Raw genomic sequence first — 14,132 nt, 5'->3', positions numbered from 1 at the left:
TTAGCGCCCCGGACGCAGCTCCAGGCTCTCGAGCCCGGCGGCGATGTTGACGCCGACCTGACCCTGCACGCTGAGCGGCTGCAAGGCGATGGTGTTGTCGGAACCGCCGACCAGCACGTTACCGCCGACGCCAACGCCGAGCGTCGCGCTGCCCTGCGCGCCGGCGTAGTTGCCGGAGAGCGCGCCAGGCCCAAGCTGGGCCACCGGCGCGTAGACGCCCCAGGCCAGCGCTGACTCCTGGGTGATGCCGAGATCGATGCCGACCTTGCGAATGGTCGCGATGTAACGGTCCTCAGGCGCGCCATCGACGCGCAGCACGCAGCCGAGATTGGTCACGGAGCCGACGATGAATCCGACGCTCGCGCCGCCGCGGCATTCCAGGATACCGACCTGCACGCGCTGGATCGGCTGTTGGGCGTTGGCGCCAACGATCGCCAGCGAGGCGAGGGCGGCACCGGCGAGGAGGATGAAGCGACGCATGTTGGAGGTCTCCGGCTGAAAGGCGTGACGCGAGCAGAGAACAGAACGGCGCCGTGTCTGCGGCGCCTGTCGCTTCCTATGCCATAACATCGGATGCACAGCCAGAATTTGCGGTGTCCGGCCACCGATTGTTACGGGATGTGGCGATGTTGCTATGATCCCGCTGCCGTGCAGAACCTGCCGCGCAAAACACAACAAACGACAGACGCAAAAAAAGAGGCCCGCTTTCGCGGGCCCCTTTGATCAAACACCGACCGGCTTAGTGGTGGTGGTGATGACGGTGGTGATGATGATGACGGCGCGGACCAGCGAGGCTGACCGGCCCGAGATCGATGCCGGCGATGCCCGCCGCGACGTTGAGGCCGGTCTGGCCCTGCACGCTGATCGGCTGCAGCGCGTATGCGTTGTTCGGGCCGCCGAACAGGAAGTTACCGCCGGCGCCGAGGCCGACCGAAGCGTTGACGCCGACGCCGCCGTAGCTGCCGGCGAGCGCACCGCGCGGGAGCTGCGTGGTCGGCGCGCTGACGGCCCAGGCGAGCTGCGTCGTCGCGGTGACGCCGAGGTCGAGACCGATCCGCTTCACGGTCGCAACATACGGCTCCGGCCGGCGGGCGTTGGCGCTCTGGAACACGCATTCGAGGCGGGCGACGGAGCCGACGACGAAGCCGACATTCTCGCCGCCCTGGCATTGCAGGACCCCGGCCTGAACCTCGGGCGCCGCATTGGCGGTGGCGAACGGCGCCAGCAACGCAAGCGCTGCAAGGGTGAGAGTCGAAAGTCGCATTTGGTCTGTCTCCGCAAGATGAACTGAATTAGCGCGGCGGACAGAAGGGAAGGCTCGTGTCCAAAACAAGGCAGTCCGCAAAGACGCCCTAAAAACTTCGCGCGTGTGGCATCGTTGTTCGCGCACACGCGCGTGAGATGAGCGGGATGTGATTTGACTCGTCGAATTTACCGGCGCGCGATCTGCGCACACAAATAGAAACGCTCCCACACCTGGTGCAGGAGCGTTTCCTGAGTTTCGTAACGACTAGCGCAGATTGCCGCAGAAGCGCTGGATGCGCTTGCAGGCGTCCTCGAGATCGGACGTCTTGGTGGCGTAGGAGATGCGGAACGCCGGTCCGAGACCGAACGCCGAACCCTGCACCACGGCGACACCCTCGCTCTCGAGCAGCTCGGTGACGAAGGTCTCGTCGTTGTCGATCACCTTGCCCGACGGCGCCGTCTTGCCGATCGTGCCGGCGCAGGACGGATAGACGTAGAACGCGCCTTCCGGCCGCGGGCACTCGATGCCGCTGGCCTGGTTGAGCATCGACACCACGAGGTCGCGGCGCTCCTTGAACACCTTGTTGTTCGCAGCGATGAAGTCCTGCGGTCCGTTGAGCGCCTCGACCGAAGCCCATTGCGCGATCGACGACGGGTTCGAGGTCGACTGCGACTGGATCGTCGCCATCGCCTTGATCAGTTGCGCCGGGCCGCCGGCGTAGCCGATGCGCCAGCCGGTCATGCAGTAGGCCTTCGACACGCCATTCACGGTCAGCGTGCGATCGTAGAGGCTCGGCTCGACCTGCGCCGCCGTGGTGAAGACGAAGTCGTCATAGACGAGGTGCTCGTACATGTCGTCGGTCATCACCCAGACATGCGGGTGCCTGACCAGCACGTCGGTGATCGCCTTGAGCTCGCTCTTGGTGTAGGCCGAACCGGTCGGGTTCGACGGCGAGCACAGGATCACCCACTTGGTCTTCGGCGTGATCGCCTTCTCGAGATCCTGCGGGCGCAGCTTGAAGCCGCTCGACGCCGGACAGATCACCGGCACCGACTCGCCGCCGGCGAGCGCCACCATCTCGGGGTAGCTGACCCAGTACGGCGCCGGGATGATCACCTCGTCGCCCGGATTGATGGTCGCCATCAGCGCATTGTAGAGCACCTGCTTGCCGCCGGTGCCGACGATGATCTGGTTCGGCTTGTAGCTCAGGCCGTTCTCGCGCGAGAACTTGTTGATGATGGCTTCCTTGAGCTCCGGAATGCCGCCGACATCGGTGTACTTGGTCTTGCCGGCCTCGATGGCGTGGATCGCAGCCAGCTTGATGTTGGCGGGCGTGTCGAAGTCCGGCTCGCCGGCACCGAGGCCGATGACGTTGCGGCCCGCGGCTTTCAGCGCGCGTGCTTTGTCCGTGACCGCGATCGTCGCGGACGGCTTCACACGGTCGAGCGCAGCGGACAGGAAGGCCATAATCATCTCCTGGCAAACGTCGTGAGCCGTTCGGCCACGACTTGATTTGAATGGGATCGCGGCACCCTAGGCCTGTCGCCGCTGCATCGCAAGAAGCTTGGCGGCAAAGCACGAAAACTTTCGCGCTTGGCCCGCAACGCGCGCAACATTCCGCAAGTTCCGGAGCCAAATGGCTCATATCCGGCAAGCCCGACGGCGGCCGCTGCAGCCTCGCCGGCAAGGCTTCCGGCGGCCTGCGCCCGCGCGGATTGCTCCGAGGACAAGGTGCCGCGTGGCGCCCACCTCGCAGAGCTGACGGCGCGCAGTCCGGCGGCCCTGTCGCGCGTTAACGGTTGTGAATTGCCGCGCGTCCGCGACGGCATCGACCGGCACCGTGCACAGCGTCGCGCAGCCGTGATCCGAGTTGTTGCGCCGTGTTGATGGAATCGTTCTGAACGCGTGCAGTGCGGTAGACGTTTCGACTTTTTCCACTGTGCAGGGCTTGCGACGCACCGCTGTCGGCATCATTGTTTAAGCGCGTTGCGGTGTGACAGGCCGCGCAATTTTTCAAGCGTACCGTCTCAGACCAAGTGAACCCGACGCACCGAGTGAACACCGACGCAATGTACAAGCTCTATTCGATGCAGCGCTCCGGCAACAGCTACAAGGTCCGGCTGGCGCTCGCCGTGTTGAACACGCCGTACGAGGCGATCGAGATCGACATCCTGCGCGGCGAGAGCCGCACCCCGGAATTCCTGGCCAAGAATCCGAGCGGCCAGGTGCCGCTGCTGGAAGTCGACGGCCGCCATCTCGCCGAGTCCAATGCCATCCTCTGGTACGTTGCGATCGGCACGCCGCTGGCGCCGGAGTCGCGGATCGAGCGCGCCGAGGCGCTGCAGTGGATGTTCTTCGAACAGCACGCGCTGGAGCCGAACATCGGCGCCGCCTATTTCTGGCTGTCGCTGGTCAAGGGCGGGCGCGACCTGCAGACGCACGCGCTGGAGGACTGGATGGAGCGCGGCTACGCCGCGTTGCAGGTGATGGAAAATCACCTCAAGGGGCACGCCTATTTCGCCGCCGACCAGTTCACGGTCGCCGACATCGCGCTGTACGGCTACACCCATGTCGCCGACCGCTGCGACTTCGACCTCGCGACCTTTCCGTCGGTCCGCGCCTGGCTGAAACGGGTCGAGCAGACCCCCGGATTTGTCTCGATGGATTGGCGGCCCGGGACCGATGCCGAGCCTGAGGCCCGCCTCGCGGCAGGCGTCTGAACAACCGGGTCTGAATATCGGGAATAGCGGGGAAACTGCCCAAATAGCGGGCAAACCCCTCGTCGTTGCCGTATTTCTGCCGTTTTCGGGGGGCGTCACCGCCGCAATCTTGCCGGTGACAACGGGCAGATTTGCTCGGATGTCGCGAGTGATTCGCTCGCGGCCTGAGGGATTTACACCATGACACGGTGGTCCGGCACGGCAGGCTTCCATGGCCGCCCTGCCCCAGTGGCATCGTCCCGGCTGACCCACGCGATCGCGGCGTTGCCGCGCTTGGCGCGCTGACGCTGTGCCTGGTCGTCGCCGTCACGGTGCTGTCGAGCAACATCAGCATGGCAACGGCGTTCCCGGCGTAATCAAGCAATTCCACTTGGCACCTTGATCCGCGGCAAGGCGCGGGAGAGACAGCGGCGCGACATGTTGAAGACCCCCGTCGGACTGGTGACCGTGACGCTGTCGGCGGCGATCCTGCTGGCCGCTTCGCTGTTGATCGTGACCGGCACCCAGGGCGAGGACCGCGCGCACCCTGCGCAGCTCACGGCGCCTGCCGCCAAGCCGGCCCCGCACAACTAACCCCATTTGTGGAAGATAAGGAACGCGCCGGCGGCGATGAAGGCAAAGCCGAGCGCGTGATTCCAGCCCAGCGGCTCCTTCAAATACAGCACCGAGAAGCCGGCGAACACGACCAGCGTGATCACCTCCTGCATGGTCTTGAGCTGCGCCGCCGAGTAGACCGCGCTGCCCCAGCGATTGGCCGGCACCGCAAGCCAGTATTCGAAGAAGGCGATGCCCCAGCTCACCATGATGACGATCGGGAGCGAGTGATCCTTGAACTTGAGATGGCCGTACCAGGCGAAGGTCATGAAGACGTTCGAGGCGAACAGCATCAGGATCGGCAGCAGCGAAGGCGAAATGGTGGGCATCGATGTCCTCTTGAGCAAAGCAGGCGGTAACCCGCAGGCACGAAACCGGGTTCCATGCCGATCTGCATATCATTTGATTTGAAAGCAGCGAAAGCTGGTTCGGATGGGACAAGGCCACCTTAACGGTCGGGGGCAAAATCCCGGCACCATTGCGGCTCTGTCGTCAAACTACGGCTTTATCGTTCGTTTGAGAGACATGAGAACGAGCATGCGGTTCGACTGGCGTGCAATTTCAGGACCGGCCTTGACGGCGATCACGGCGCTCGCCGCCTTCCTGATCGATCGCCTGATCGTCGCCGTCCCCAATCCCGCGCCGCTGTTCGTCTGCATCGTGGCACTGGCGAGCTCCGTCAGCGGCATCACCTCCGGGCTGATCTCCGCCGCGATCGCGGTCGTCGCCTCGGCGCTGTTCTTCCTCGATCATCGTGCGCTGCCCGGTTATGACACCGCCGACGTCGCGCGGATGCTGATGCTGGTCGCGACGACGGCCGGCACCGCCTTGATCACCGGGATGCTGCGGCAGAAATGGATCGATGCCTTTGCCGCGGAGCAGCAGCATCACGCCACCGCGGCCCGGCTCGCCGCCGCGCTCGACCAGGTCGACATCGGCATCGTGCTGCTCGACGTCGACACCCGCGCCGAGTTCATCAACCGCGCCTTCCGCGATTATTTCGCGCTGTCGGATGCGCAGGCCGAGAGCAAGCCGCCCTTCGTCGCGCTGATGTATCACGGCCGCGACACCGGCGCCTATGAATTGCCGGAAGACGAACTGAGTGCATTCGTTGCCAAGCGCATCGAGATGATGCGCGCAGGCGATTCCACGCCGATCAACCTCAATCTCGCCGACGGCCAGGTGCTGCGCTTCAGCTGCACGGCGTTGCCCGACGGCGGCCGCATGCTGAGCTACACGCCGGTGACGGACCTGGTGCGCCACACCGACGATCCCGCCAAGGCCGACGAATACCGGGCGCAGCGCGCCGGGCGCGAACGCCATCTGGCGCGGCTGCTCCGCGCCGCCGAGTGAAGCGCGACTTCCTCCGCAATTGATCCGGCTCCACAGCGACGGTAGAACGTGCCAAGCGATGCGCACGCATCGCGCAACGCGGGATCATTCATGTCCGACGACGTCACCATCCGCTTCGTCACGCGCGACGATTACGCCCAATGGCTTCCTCTGTGGGACGGCTACAATGCCTTCCACGAGCGGTCCGGACCGACGGCGCTCGCGCCCGAGATCACCGCGATGACCTGGGAGCGCTTCTTCGACGCCTATGAGCCGGTGCATGCGCTGGTTGCCGACGCCGGCGGAAAACTGCTAGGGCTGACGCATTATCTGTTTCACCGCTCGACCACGGCGATCGCGCCGACCTGCTATTTGCAGGATCTCTTCACCAGCGAGGCCGCGCGCGGTAAGGGCGTTGGCCGCGCCTTGATCAACGGCGTCTACACGCAGGCGAAGCTGGTGGGTTCGCCGCGCGTCTACTGGCAGACGCATGAGACCAACCACACCGCGATGCAGCTTTATGACAAGGTCGCCGACAGGCCGGGCTTCGTGATCTACCGCAAGATTCTCTGAGCACCGTTGCGCAACCTGTGGATTAACCGGGATGTCACCGGCGCGTTACAAAGCCCGGCTAGGCTTCGCTCGCGTAAGATCAGGCCCCCCGTCTCAGATCCTGCGCCCCGAGCGGTCCCCGTCAGTCGCCGCGTCTGACCGGGACCGCTTTTTTTTTGCGATATTGCCGTGCGTGATAGGTGCCATGCGTCACCCGCGGTAGGTCGGCACCTTGCCGCGCTCCGGCGTGCACGCCACTATGCGCGCCGTCCCCTCGCCTATCCCACAGGATTATCTCATGGAAATTCGTAATCTCGGCGGCTCCGGCCTGCGCGTGTCCGCGGTCGGCATCGGCTGCAACAATTTCGGCCAGCGCACCGATCTGGAAACTTCGCGCAAGGTGATCCACAAGGCGATCGACCTCGGCATCACCCTGTTCGACACCGCCGACATCTATGCCGGCATGGGCGGCTCGGAAACCGTGCTCGGCACCGTGCTGGGCGACCGCCGCAAGGACATCGTGCTCGCCACCAAATACTCGAAGCCGATGGCGACCGACGGCACCAGGCAGGGCGCCTCGCGGCGCTACATCATGGCGGCGGTCGAAGCGAGCCTCACCCGCCTGAAGACCGATTACATCGATCTCTACCAGCAGCACGACTACGATCCGCTGACGCCGATCGACGAGACGCTGCGCGCGCGGATCGCGGAAGCGGAATACGTCGCGCGCCAGATGAACGTGAACCGCTTCGTCTCCTGCCAGGACGAATACAGCCTCGTGGTGCGCGGCATCGAGAAGGATCTGTTGCCCGCGGCGCAGCAGTACAATCTCGGCCTGCTGCCGTTCTTCCCGCTCGCCAGCGGTCTGTTGACCGGAAAGTACCAGCGCGGCACTGCTGCGCCCGCCGACACCCGCTTCGCCAAGGCGCCGGCCCTGAAGGATCGCTACGTCACGCCGCGCAACGAGGACATCGTCGAGCAGCTGCAGGTCTTCGCCAAAGAGCGCGGCCACACCATGCTGGAGCTCGCCTTCTCCTGGCTCGCCGCGCGCCCCCAAGTCGCAAGCGTGATCGCCGGCGCGACGCGTCCCGAGCAGATCGAGCAGAACGTGAAAGCGATCAGCTGGAAGCTGAGCGCGGACGAGATGGCGGAGATCGATAGGATTACGAAGTAATTTCGTCGTCGTCCCGGCGAAGGCCGGGAGGTGGATTCACACTCGAAGTGCAACACTTGGGAGAAGGCCTCGGCGGGAGTTTGGAAGTCAAGAGATTTGCGCGGGGTGTTGTTGTAGGCGTTGAAGGACTGATGGAAGCGGCGGGTCGGGAGGGTTGCGAGGTCGGTTTTGCGCGGGATGAAGCGCCGCATTCGACCGATCGCATTCTCGATGCCGCCCTTCTGCCAGGGCGCGTGCGGATCGCAGAAGAAGGTCTCGATCGCGAGGCGGTGCAGCGCCGTGTGGCAGGCGAACTCGGTGCCATTGTCGAAGGTGACGGTCTGGCACAGGTCCTGTGGCAGGGATGCGAACAAGCGAACGAGATGACGGGCGACCCCGCGCGCAACCTTGCTGGCGAGGCGGATGCCGAGCAGCAGGCGCGAGGTGCGCTCATGCACAGTCAGGACGGCCTGACCGTATTTGGAGAACATCATCAGGTCGGCTTCCCAATGACCGGGAGTGCTGCGATCGGCGGCCTCGATAGGCCGTTGATCCAAGGAAACACGGCCTTCGATGAAGCTTGCGGGGCTGCCGCCCTTCTTGCCGCGGTAACCGCGCTTGCTCTTGCCGCGCGGCAGATAACGCCGCCAGCTGAAGTCCGAGGTGCGTCGGATCTGGGCGTAGATGAAGCGGTAGATGGTCTCGTGGGAGATCACCTTGCGGCCGTGTTCGCGGGCCAGCCGGCCGGCGACCTGCTCGGGCGACCAGCCCCGACCCAGGCGTTCCAACACCGCACGGCGCAGGCCGGGCTCCCGTTCGAGGCGTACGCCCGTCCAGCGCCGTGCTCGCATCTGTTGCTGGGCATAGCTGGGTTTGTAGCCGACCTGGACGCCTCGATTGCGGGTCAGCTCCCGAGAGATCGTTGATGGCGAGCGATCCAGAGCTGCCGCGATTTGCCGGACCGAGCTGCCATTGGCCGAAAGCCGGGCAATCTCGCATCGCTCGTCCAGGGATAGCTGCTCGTAACTCCGCCCCATCGCAACACCTCCTCAAGGAAGTGTTGCACTTCGTTTGTGAACTCAGGGGACCCATAACCACAAATGCGCGTGGTTATGGCGCGCTGTGGCCCCAGCGTGCTCGAAAAATTGCAACGGTGGTTATGGGTCCCGGCCTTCGCCGGGACGACACCGTTGCTGAGGTCAGCCCTTACACCACCAATCCCTTCATCGGCTTCGCCGGTGCGCTGTCGGGAAACACCGTCTCCGCCAGCACCCGCTCGCTGAGGCCGAACTGGTCGTGCAGCACGCCCTTGATCACGGCGCGCAGGTCGGTGGTCGGGGCGAGGTCGCGGGCCTGGTAGAGATTGGCCGGCTTGAGGCCCGGCCAGTCGGTGATCATCCGGCCGCCGTTCACCGCGCCGCCGGCGAGCAGTGCGATGGTGCCGGTGCCGTGATCGGTGCCCTCGGTGCCGTTGATGCGCGCGGTACGGCCGAACTCGGTGGCGACCAGGATCACGGTGTCGCGCCAGCGCGCGCCGAGGCCGCTCTGGAATTCCGCCAGCGCGCCGTCGAGCCCGCCGAGCAGCTGCGCGAGCCGGCCGACCGGCCCGCCTTCGTTGGCATGCGTGTCCCAGCCGTCGAAGGCGAGCGCGCCGATCCGCGGGCCGTCATCGGCCGCCATCAGCTTGGCGGCGCCGCGCGCCACCAGCCGCATCGCCGCCACGCCGCCCGCGCCGGGCTTCGGCTTCATCTCGTCGCCCTGCGCCTGCTTCTCGAGCTGCAGACCTTGCGTCAGCGCGTTCGCCAGCGTCGGATCGCGGTGCTGGTAGAGATCGAGCAGCCGCATCGCGGTGTCGTCGGCGGCCTGTGGCAGCGCGGTCGGCGCCCAGCCGACGGTCGGCGCCGCGCCGCGCAACACCAGCGGCGTGGTCGGGCCGACCGCGAGCGCACTCGTCACCCGCTCGCCTTTCGGCAGCGCCTCCAGCGCGCGATTGAGCCAGCCGGACTGCACCCGGCCGGGCCCGGGGAAACCGCTCTCCAGCACATCCTGGCCATCGAAATGCGAACGGTCGCGATAGGAAGTCGCCACCGCATGGACCACTGCCGCCTGCTTGGCGCGATACATCCGCGCGAATTCCGGCATCGCCGGGTGCAGGCCGAAGAACGGATCCAGCATCACGGCCGCGTTCGGCCCATCGGCCTTCAGCGCGATCGCACCGTGCAGGGCGGCGTAGTCGGGATCGCCAATCGGCGCGACGGTGGCAAGGCCGTCGAGCGCGCCGCGCAGGATCACGACGATGAAGCGGGGATCGCGGCCATCGGCAGCGCGCGCGAATTTCGGCAAATAGGCCCAGGCAGCGAAGGAAGCGCCGCCGAGCAGCAGCGCGCGCCGCGACGTCGCCTGCAGCATCAGGCTCTCGGAGCAATCCATCGTCATCTCCTCTGGAATTCGGGCGACATCAACAGCAGCGCCAGCGCCTACTGCCGCGATTCCGCGCGCTCGATGGTGCGCCGCGTCTCCGGCGAGGCGGCATCCGCCACCACCAGCTCGAGCAGATCGCGCGGATCGAACCGGTCGGCGAGTTGCGAGGCGAGCTGCGCCGAAATATCGAGCCTGAGCTTGAGGCCCTCAGGCGCCGCCCAGGCCGCGCTCGTGTCTGGGAAACCGTTCGGCCCGGCGGGCGACCACAGCGGCTGGCCGAGCACATTGAGCCCGTTGAGATAGCGGCCGGGATCCTCCGGATTGCGCGCCAGCAGGCGGCCGGAGGCGACCAGGAATTCGTAGGGCGAGCGCATCTTCGTCAGCGGCGCCTGCCACGCTTCATTCGACCCGACCAGCGCGGTGGCGAGCGCCCTGAGATCGCCGTCGGTCTTGCTGAACGTATCCTGCAGCTTCGCCACCAGCGCCGGCGGCGGATCATCCGTGACAAAGTGGCGGGCGAACTTGGTCGCGATGTATTTTGCCGTCGACGGATGCCGCGCGATATCGGACAGCACCGCCTCGCCCTGCGCGACGCCGGCCTGCGCATAGGTCTTGCCGAGCACCTGCTGCGGACCGGGCTGGTGCGCATTGGCATTGAACACAAAACTGCCGGGCGTGCCGAGCTGGCCCTGCCGGCCGGCAAAGGTCCAGCCGGTGATGACCCGCGCCAGCGAAGTCACATCGTCCTGGGTGTAGCCGCCGCCGACACCGAGCGTATGCAGCTCCATGATCTCGCGGGCGAGGTTTTCGTTGAGGCCGCGGTTGCGGTTGATGCCGGCGCGCGACTCCGGCCCCAGCGATTGCTGATTGTCGAGGAAGAACAGCATCGCCGGATGCTGCTCGACGGCCTTCAGCATGTCGCCGAAGCGGCCAAGCACATGCGGGCGGATCGCCTCGCGTTCGAACGAACCGGCCCACATCCGCGCCAGCGCGCCCTTGTTGGCGGAGATGCAGAAGTGATTGGACCAGAACACCACGAGCCGCTCGACGAAGCCGCAATCGGCCACCACGCCGCGCTGCAGCCGCGCCAGCGCCTCGGCGCGGAACGTCTTCTGGATGATGTTGAGCGGCTGCCCCGGCGGCTTGGGTGGAGCTGCCGATGGCTGCATCGTCGGAGGCTGCATCGTCGGCGACGGCGTCATCGCCGCATTGGCGTTGTCGACAGCCTGCGCCTGCATCGCAGGATCGATCTCCTTGGCGGCGGAAGAGAGCGACAGATTGCGCCGCTGCTGCGGCTTTGGGTCCGGCCCCTGCGGCGTCTCGCTGGCGCCGGATTGCGCGGCCTTCGCGGCGTTGCGCGCCTGCTGGATCTCGAACTGATAGTCGAACACCTGCTTGCCGAGTTCCGGCGTCGAGAGCAGGCCGGGCACTTCGAGCAGCGCACCGTTCGGACGCGCGAGCTCCGCCAGCACGAATCCGCGCGGATCGGAGGCCGCGTTGATGAAGTCGCCGGCCGCCCCGCCGCGGGCGCCAAATCCAAACCGGTTGAGGGCAACCAGCGCGGCGTGCTAATCACGGGCCATCACAGTGTCCTCAGCAATTCCCTTGGCGGCCGATCCCGGCTATATCAGTGCACGGCATCATTGCGCGGTTCGGGATGAACCCGAGATTAATTCGCGCATTAAATCGCGGTTAGAAATGGACCTCTCGTCGAACGATCGTTCCGAACAAACGTCGCCGCGCCGGCTAGCCTGCACGGCATGTGGCAGCGACTTCTCCTGCTCGCTCGGCGGACCGTGCTGGTGTTCCGACGAAGACTTTCGCCTGCCGTTGCCGACCGACGGCGGCGACTGCCTGTGCCCTTCATGCTTACGGAAACTGGCGAAGCAGCAGGCAACGGTGGGCGCAACGTGAACGCACGCTGGGCCGTCGACGCCGTCCTGCTCGACATGGACGGCACGCTGCTCGACACCGAGAAGGTTTACTTCGACAGCCTGGTCGCGGCGCTGAACGCATGCGGCTACACCGATGACGTCGTTGCGCTGTGCCATTCCATGGTCGGACTGCCCGGCCCGGTCTGCGAGGCGATGCTGCGCGGCCACTACGGCGCGGCGTTTCCGCTCGACGACGTCAATCGCGCCTTCCTCGAACATCGCGATCGGATGATGCGGTCAGGCCTGCCGCTCAAGCCCGGCACGCTCGATCTGCTGGATGCAATCGCCACCGCGGGACGCCCGATGGCGATCGTCACCTCGTCCTCGCGCCGCTCGGCCGAGCGCAACCTGGCGCTTGCCGGCATTCGCGACCGTTTCGAGACGCTGCTGACGCTTGACGACGTCGCCGAAGGCAAGCCGGACCCCGAGCTTTATCTCAAGGCAGCGGCGCGGCTCGGCGTAACGCCACAGGCCTGCATCGCCGTGGAAGATTCCAACCACGGCGTCACTGCCGCCCACGCCGCCGGCGCCATCACGCTGATGGTGCCGGACATGGCGCCGCCGACCGAAGCGACGCGGGCGAAATGCGCAGCCGTGCTGCCGGACCTCAATGCGGTGCTGGTGTTGCTGCAGGAGCGCGGCGCGCTTTAGCCGTCATTGCGAGCGAAGCGAAGCAATCCACCTATCCACTGGATACATGAATTGCTTCGTCGCTTCGCTGCTCGTAATGACGGAGGCTATTCAGCGGGCCCGGCAAACAGCAGCAGATTGCCGTCCGGATCATTGACGATAAAATCCCGCGCGCCCCATGGCTGCCGCTTCAGCGTCTGGAACAAGTTCACATCAGCCGCCTGAAACTCCAGGAACAGCGCCTTGATCTCGTTGGCGCTGGCGACCGTCAGCGACGCCGCCAGCAACTGCTCGCGATCGCGCAGCGCGCCGTCAATCAGCGGCGCCGCGACGCAGCGCAGATTGAGTTTTGCTCCGTCGCGCACGACCTGCGCGTAGAACGGCGGCTCGCCATAGGTGAAGGCGACGGTGAAGCCGAGCTTGCCGACGAAGAAGTCGCACGCCGCATTGATATCGGCCACGAACAGCTGCGGCTCGGCAGCGGTGATGAAGGGTCTGGTCGATTGAACGTCTGCACGATCGGTCATGGTCAAGGATCCTGTCTTGAGCGCCTGCCAGCTCTCGAACCCGTGCTGCCGCGCGACCAATTCCTGCGCATCGCCCAGCTTGAAGCTGTGCGCGAGGATTTCGGAATCTGTCATCTGGCTGAAACGGGACAAGCCCGACCTGATCTGGGCGGCCGAGCGCAAGGCGACCGCAGCAGACATTGCCGTCGCTAACAACGCTTTCGCTCCCCCAGATCCGCAACCTCACCCCACCGGCATTTGGCCATCGTGCTCGGCGGAAGCAGTCCCGGCCTGCTTCGGAGGTAGGGTGAACTGAAATATGGCGCCCCGAGGTTTATTTGCGCATCCGTCCCCCGTGCGCCGCGACGATCGACTGACAGATGGCCAAGCCCATGCCTATGCCATGGGGCTTGGTTGTGTAGAAGGCTTCGAAGATGTGGTCCACGCTCGACGCTTCGAATCCCATGCCGGAATCCAGCGCGCTGACGAGCACGCCGCCAACGGCGTCCGCTTCGGTTCTGATCTGCAGCTCCCGCTCCCCCTCGTCGAGGCTGGCCATGGCTTCGACGGCATTGACGATCAGGTTGAGGATCACCTGCTGCAGCTGAATGCGATCACCTTCGATCTGCGGCAAGTCCCCGGCGAGTTGCGTCTGCAGCGAGACGCGATGCCTCAGCACTTCGTTCCGGACCAGGGCAATGACGTCGAGGACGGCTTCGTTGAGGTCGAAACGGCTCCTGGGCGGTGGCGCCTTCCTGATCAGGGCTCGGATCCGGCTGATGATGTCCCCGGCCCGTTTCCCGTCCGCGGCGATCCAGGTGAGGGCCTGACGGACCTCGTCGAGGTTGGGCGGGTGGGCACCCAACCAGCGCAGAGCCGCCTCGGCGTTGGTGACCGCCGCGGAAATCGGCTGATTGACCTCATGGGCAATCGAGGCCGTCAGCTGCCCCACCGTCGCGATGCGATTGAAGTGCGCGAGCTCTGCCTGGGTCCGCTCGCGTTCGATGATGCGCTCTTTAAACACTTGAACCGCCGCCGCCATCG

Annotated in this window: 13 protein-coding genes and 2 pseudogenes; 6 read left to right on the top strand and 9 right to left on the bottom strand. The window is 65.6% G+C overall.

Annotated features, from left to right (window positions below; all coding sequences use genetic code 11):
- The 3 genes from HAP54_RS19540 to HAP54_RS19530 form a co-directional block, all read right to left on the bottom strand.
- Window positions 1-480 carry a DUF992 domain-containing protein gene (locus tag HAP54_RS19540; protein WP_166302846.1) on the bottom strand — a complete coding sequence of 160 codons (480 nt, stop codon included), beginning with the start codon at window positions 478-480 and terminating at the stop codon, window positions 1-3.
- Between the two features lie 259 nt (window positions 481-739).
- Complete coding sequence (locus tag HAP54_RS19535) at window positions 740-1,264, bottom strand: DUF992 domain-containing protein (RefSeq protein ID WP_166302843.1); 525 nt, start codon at window positions 1,262-1,264, stop codon at window positions 740-742.
- Window positions 1,265-1,510: 246 nt separating this feature from the next.
- Entirely contained in the window at window positions 1,511-2,713 is a 1,203-nt protein-coding gene (locus HAP54_RS19530; RefSeq protein ID WP_166302840.1) for a pyridoxal phosphate-dependent aminotransferase, read from the bottom strand.
- Window positions 2,714-3,315: 602 nt separating this feature from the next.
- Between HAP54_RS19530 and HAP54_RS19525 the strand changes: the two genes are divergently transcribed.
- Together HAP54_RS19525 and HAP54_RS19520 are read left to right on the top strand one after the other, a co-directional pair.
- A complete protein-coding gene (locus HAP54_RS19525; protein WP_029083466.1) occupies window positions 3,316-3,966 on the top strand; it encodes a glutathione S-transferase family protein in 651 nt (216 codons plus the stop codon).
- A gap of 417 nt (window positions 3,967-4,383) precedes the next feature.
- The gene (locus HAP54_RS19520; RefSeq protein ID WP_165127744.1) at window positions 4,384-4,539 is read left to right on the top strand and encodes a hypothetical protein; all 156 of its coding nucleotides are present in this window, start codon (window positions 4,384-4,386) and stop codon (window positions 4,537-4,539) included.
- Here HAP54_RS19520 and HAP54_RS19515 read toward each other — a convergent pair.
- The gene (locus HAP54_RS19515) at window positions 4,536-4,889 is read right to left on the bottom strand and encodes a DMT family protein (protein ID WP_166302837.1); all 354 of its coding nucleotides are present in this window, start codon (window positions 4,887-4,889) and stop codon (window positions 4,536-4,538) included. The two genes, HAP54_RS19520 and HAP54_RS19515, sit on opposite strands and share 4 nt — an antisense overlap.
- Before the next feature lie 208 nt (window positions 4,890-5,097).
- Between HAP54_RS19515 and HAP54_RS19510 the strand changes: the two genes are divergently transcribed.
- The 3 genes from HAP54_RS19510 (at window position 5,098) to HAP54_RS19500 (ending at window position 7,618) form a co-directional block, all read left to right on the top strand.
- Window positions 5,098-5,913 carry a PAS-domain containing protein gene (locus HAP54_RS19510; RefSeq protein ID WP_166302834.1) on the top strand — a complete coding sequence of 272 codons (816 nt, stop codon included), beginning with the start codon at window positions 5,098-5,100 and terminating at the stop codon, window positions 5,911-5,913.
- Between the two features lie 90 nt (window positions 5,914-6,003).
- Entirely contained in the window at window positions 6,004-6,465 is a 462-nt protein-coding gene (locus HAP54_RS19505) for a GNAT family N-acetyltransferase (RefSeq protein ID WP_166302831.1), read from the top strand.
- Between the two features lie 277 nt (window positions 6,466-6,742).
- Window positions 6,743-7,618: an aldo/keto reductase gene (locus HAP54_RS19500; protein ID WP_166302828.1), complete on the top strand. Its 876-nt coding sequence runs from the start codon at window positions 6,743-6,745 to the stop codon at window positions 7,616-7,618.
- 29 nt (window positions 7,619-7,647) lie between these two features.
- On the opposite strand, the pseudogene HAP54_RS19495 reads toward HAP54_RS19500, so the two are convergent.
- The 3 genes and pseudogenes from HAP54_RS19495 to HAP54_RS19485 form a co-directional block, all read right to left on the bottom strand.
- Window positions 7,648-8,634 (bottom strand): annotated as a pseudogene (locus HAP54_RS19495) (IS30 family transposase); the annotation flags it as partial.
- Between the two features lie 169 nt (window positions 8,635-8,803).
- A complete protein-coding gene (locus HAP54_RS19490) occupies window positions 8,804-10,033 on the bottom strand; it encodes a DUF1501 domain-containing protein (protein ID WP_166302825.1) in 1,230 nt (409 codons plus the stop codon).
- A gap of 41 nt (window positions 10,034-10,074) precedes the next feature.
- Window positions 10,075-11,577 carry a DUF1800 domain-containing protein gene (locus tag HAP54_RS19485; RefSeq protein ID WP_224742058.1) on the bottom strand — a complete coding sequence of 501 codons (1,503 nt, stop codon included), beginning with the start codon at window positions 11,575-11,577 and terminating at the stop codon, window positions 10,075-10,077.
- Window positions 11,578-11,928: 351 nt separating this feature from the next.
- Between HAP54_RS19485 and HAP54_RS19475 the strand changes: the two genes are divergently transcribed.
- A complete protein-coding gene (locus HAP54_RS19475) occupies window positions 11,929-12,603 on the top strand; it encodes an HAD family hydrolase (protein ID WP_166302822.1) in 675 nt (224 codons plus the stop codon).
- Window positions 12,604-12,689: 86 nt separating this feature from the next.
- On the opposite strand, the gene HAP54_RS19470 is transcribed toward HAP54_RS19475, so the two are convergent.
- Both HAP54_RS19470 and HAP54_RS19465 read right to left on the bottom strand, forming a co-directional pair.
- The gene (locus HAP54_RS19470; protein ID WP_248114481.1) at window positions 12,690-13,223 is read right to left on the bottom strand and encodes a VOC family protein; all 534 of its coding nucleotides are present in this window, start codon (window positions 13,221-13,223) and stop codon (window positions 12,690-12,692) included.
- A gap of 108 nt (window positions 13,224-13,331) precedes the next feature.
- Window positions 13,332-14,070 (bottom strand): annotated as a pseudogene (locus tag HAP54_RS19465) (sensor histidine kinase); the annotation flags it as partial.
- Between the last annotated feature and the right edge of the window lie 62 nt (window positions 14,071-14,132).

This window comes from Bradyrhizobium sp. 2S1 (assembly GCF_011516625.5).
Taxonomy (GTDB): Bacteria; Pseudomonadota; Alphaproteobacteria; order Rhizobiales; family Xanthobacteraceae; genus Bradyrhizobium; species Bradyrhizobium septentrionale.
The sequence above is the reverse complement of the archived record's forward strand: the minus strand, read 5'-3'. Positions and strand labels throughout refer to the sequence as shown.

Bases quoted from the DNA above. Each gene is read 5' to 3' on its own strand.
- HAP54_RS19540 (WP_166302846.1), bottom strand. From the start codon at position 480: ATGCGTCGCTTCATCCTCCTCGCCGGTGCCGCCCTCGCCTCGCTGGCG.
- HAP54_RS19535 (WP_166302843.1), bottom strand. From the start codon at position 1,264: ATGCGACTTTCGACTCTCACCCTTGCAGCGCTTGCGTTGCTGGCGCCG.
- HAP54_RS19530 (WP_166302840.1), bottom strand. From the start codon at position 2,713: ATGGCCTTCCTGTCCGCTGCGCTCGACCGTGTGAAGCCGTCCGCGACG.
- HAP54_RS19525 (WP_029083466.1), top strand. From the start codon at position 3,316: ATGTACAAGCTCTATTCGATGCAGCGCTCCGGCAACAGCTACAAGGTC.
- HAP54_RS19520 (WP_165127744.1), top strand. From the start codon at position 4,384: ATGTTGAAGACCCCCGTCGGACTGGTGACCGTGACGCTGTCGGCGGCG.
- HAP54_RS19515 (WP_166302837.1), bottom strand. From the start codon at position 4,889: ATGCCCACCATTTCGCCTTCGCTGCTGCCGATCCTGATGCTGTTCGCC.
- HAP54_RS19510 (WP_166302834.1), top strand. From the start codon at position 5,098: ATGCGGTTCGACTGGCGTGCAATTTCAGGACCGGCCTTGACGGCGATC.
- HAP54_RS19505 (WP_166302831.1), top strand. From the start codon at position 6,004: ATGTCCGACGACGTCACCATCCGCTTCGTCACGCGCGACGATTACGCC.
- HAP54_RS19500 (WP_166302828.1), top strand. From the start codon at position 6,743: ATGGAAATTCGTAATCTCGGCGGCTCCGGCCTGCGCGTGTCCGCGGTC.
- HAP54_RS19490 (WP_166302825.1), bottom strand. From the start codon at position 10,033: ATGACGATGGATTGCTCCGAGAGCCTGATGCTGCAGGCGACGTCGCGG.
- HAP54_RS19470 (WP_248114481.1), bottom strand. From the start codon at position 13,223: ATGACAGATTCCGAAATCCTCGCGCACAGCTTCAAGCTGGGCGATGCG.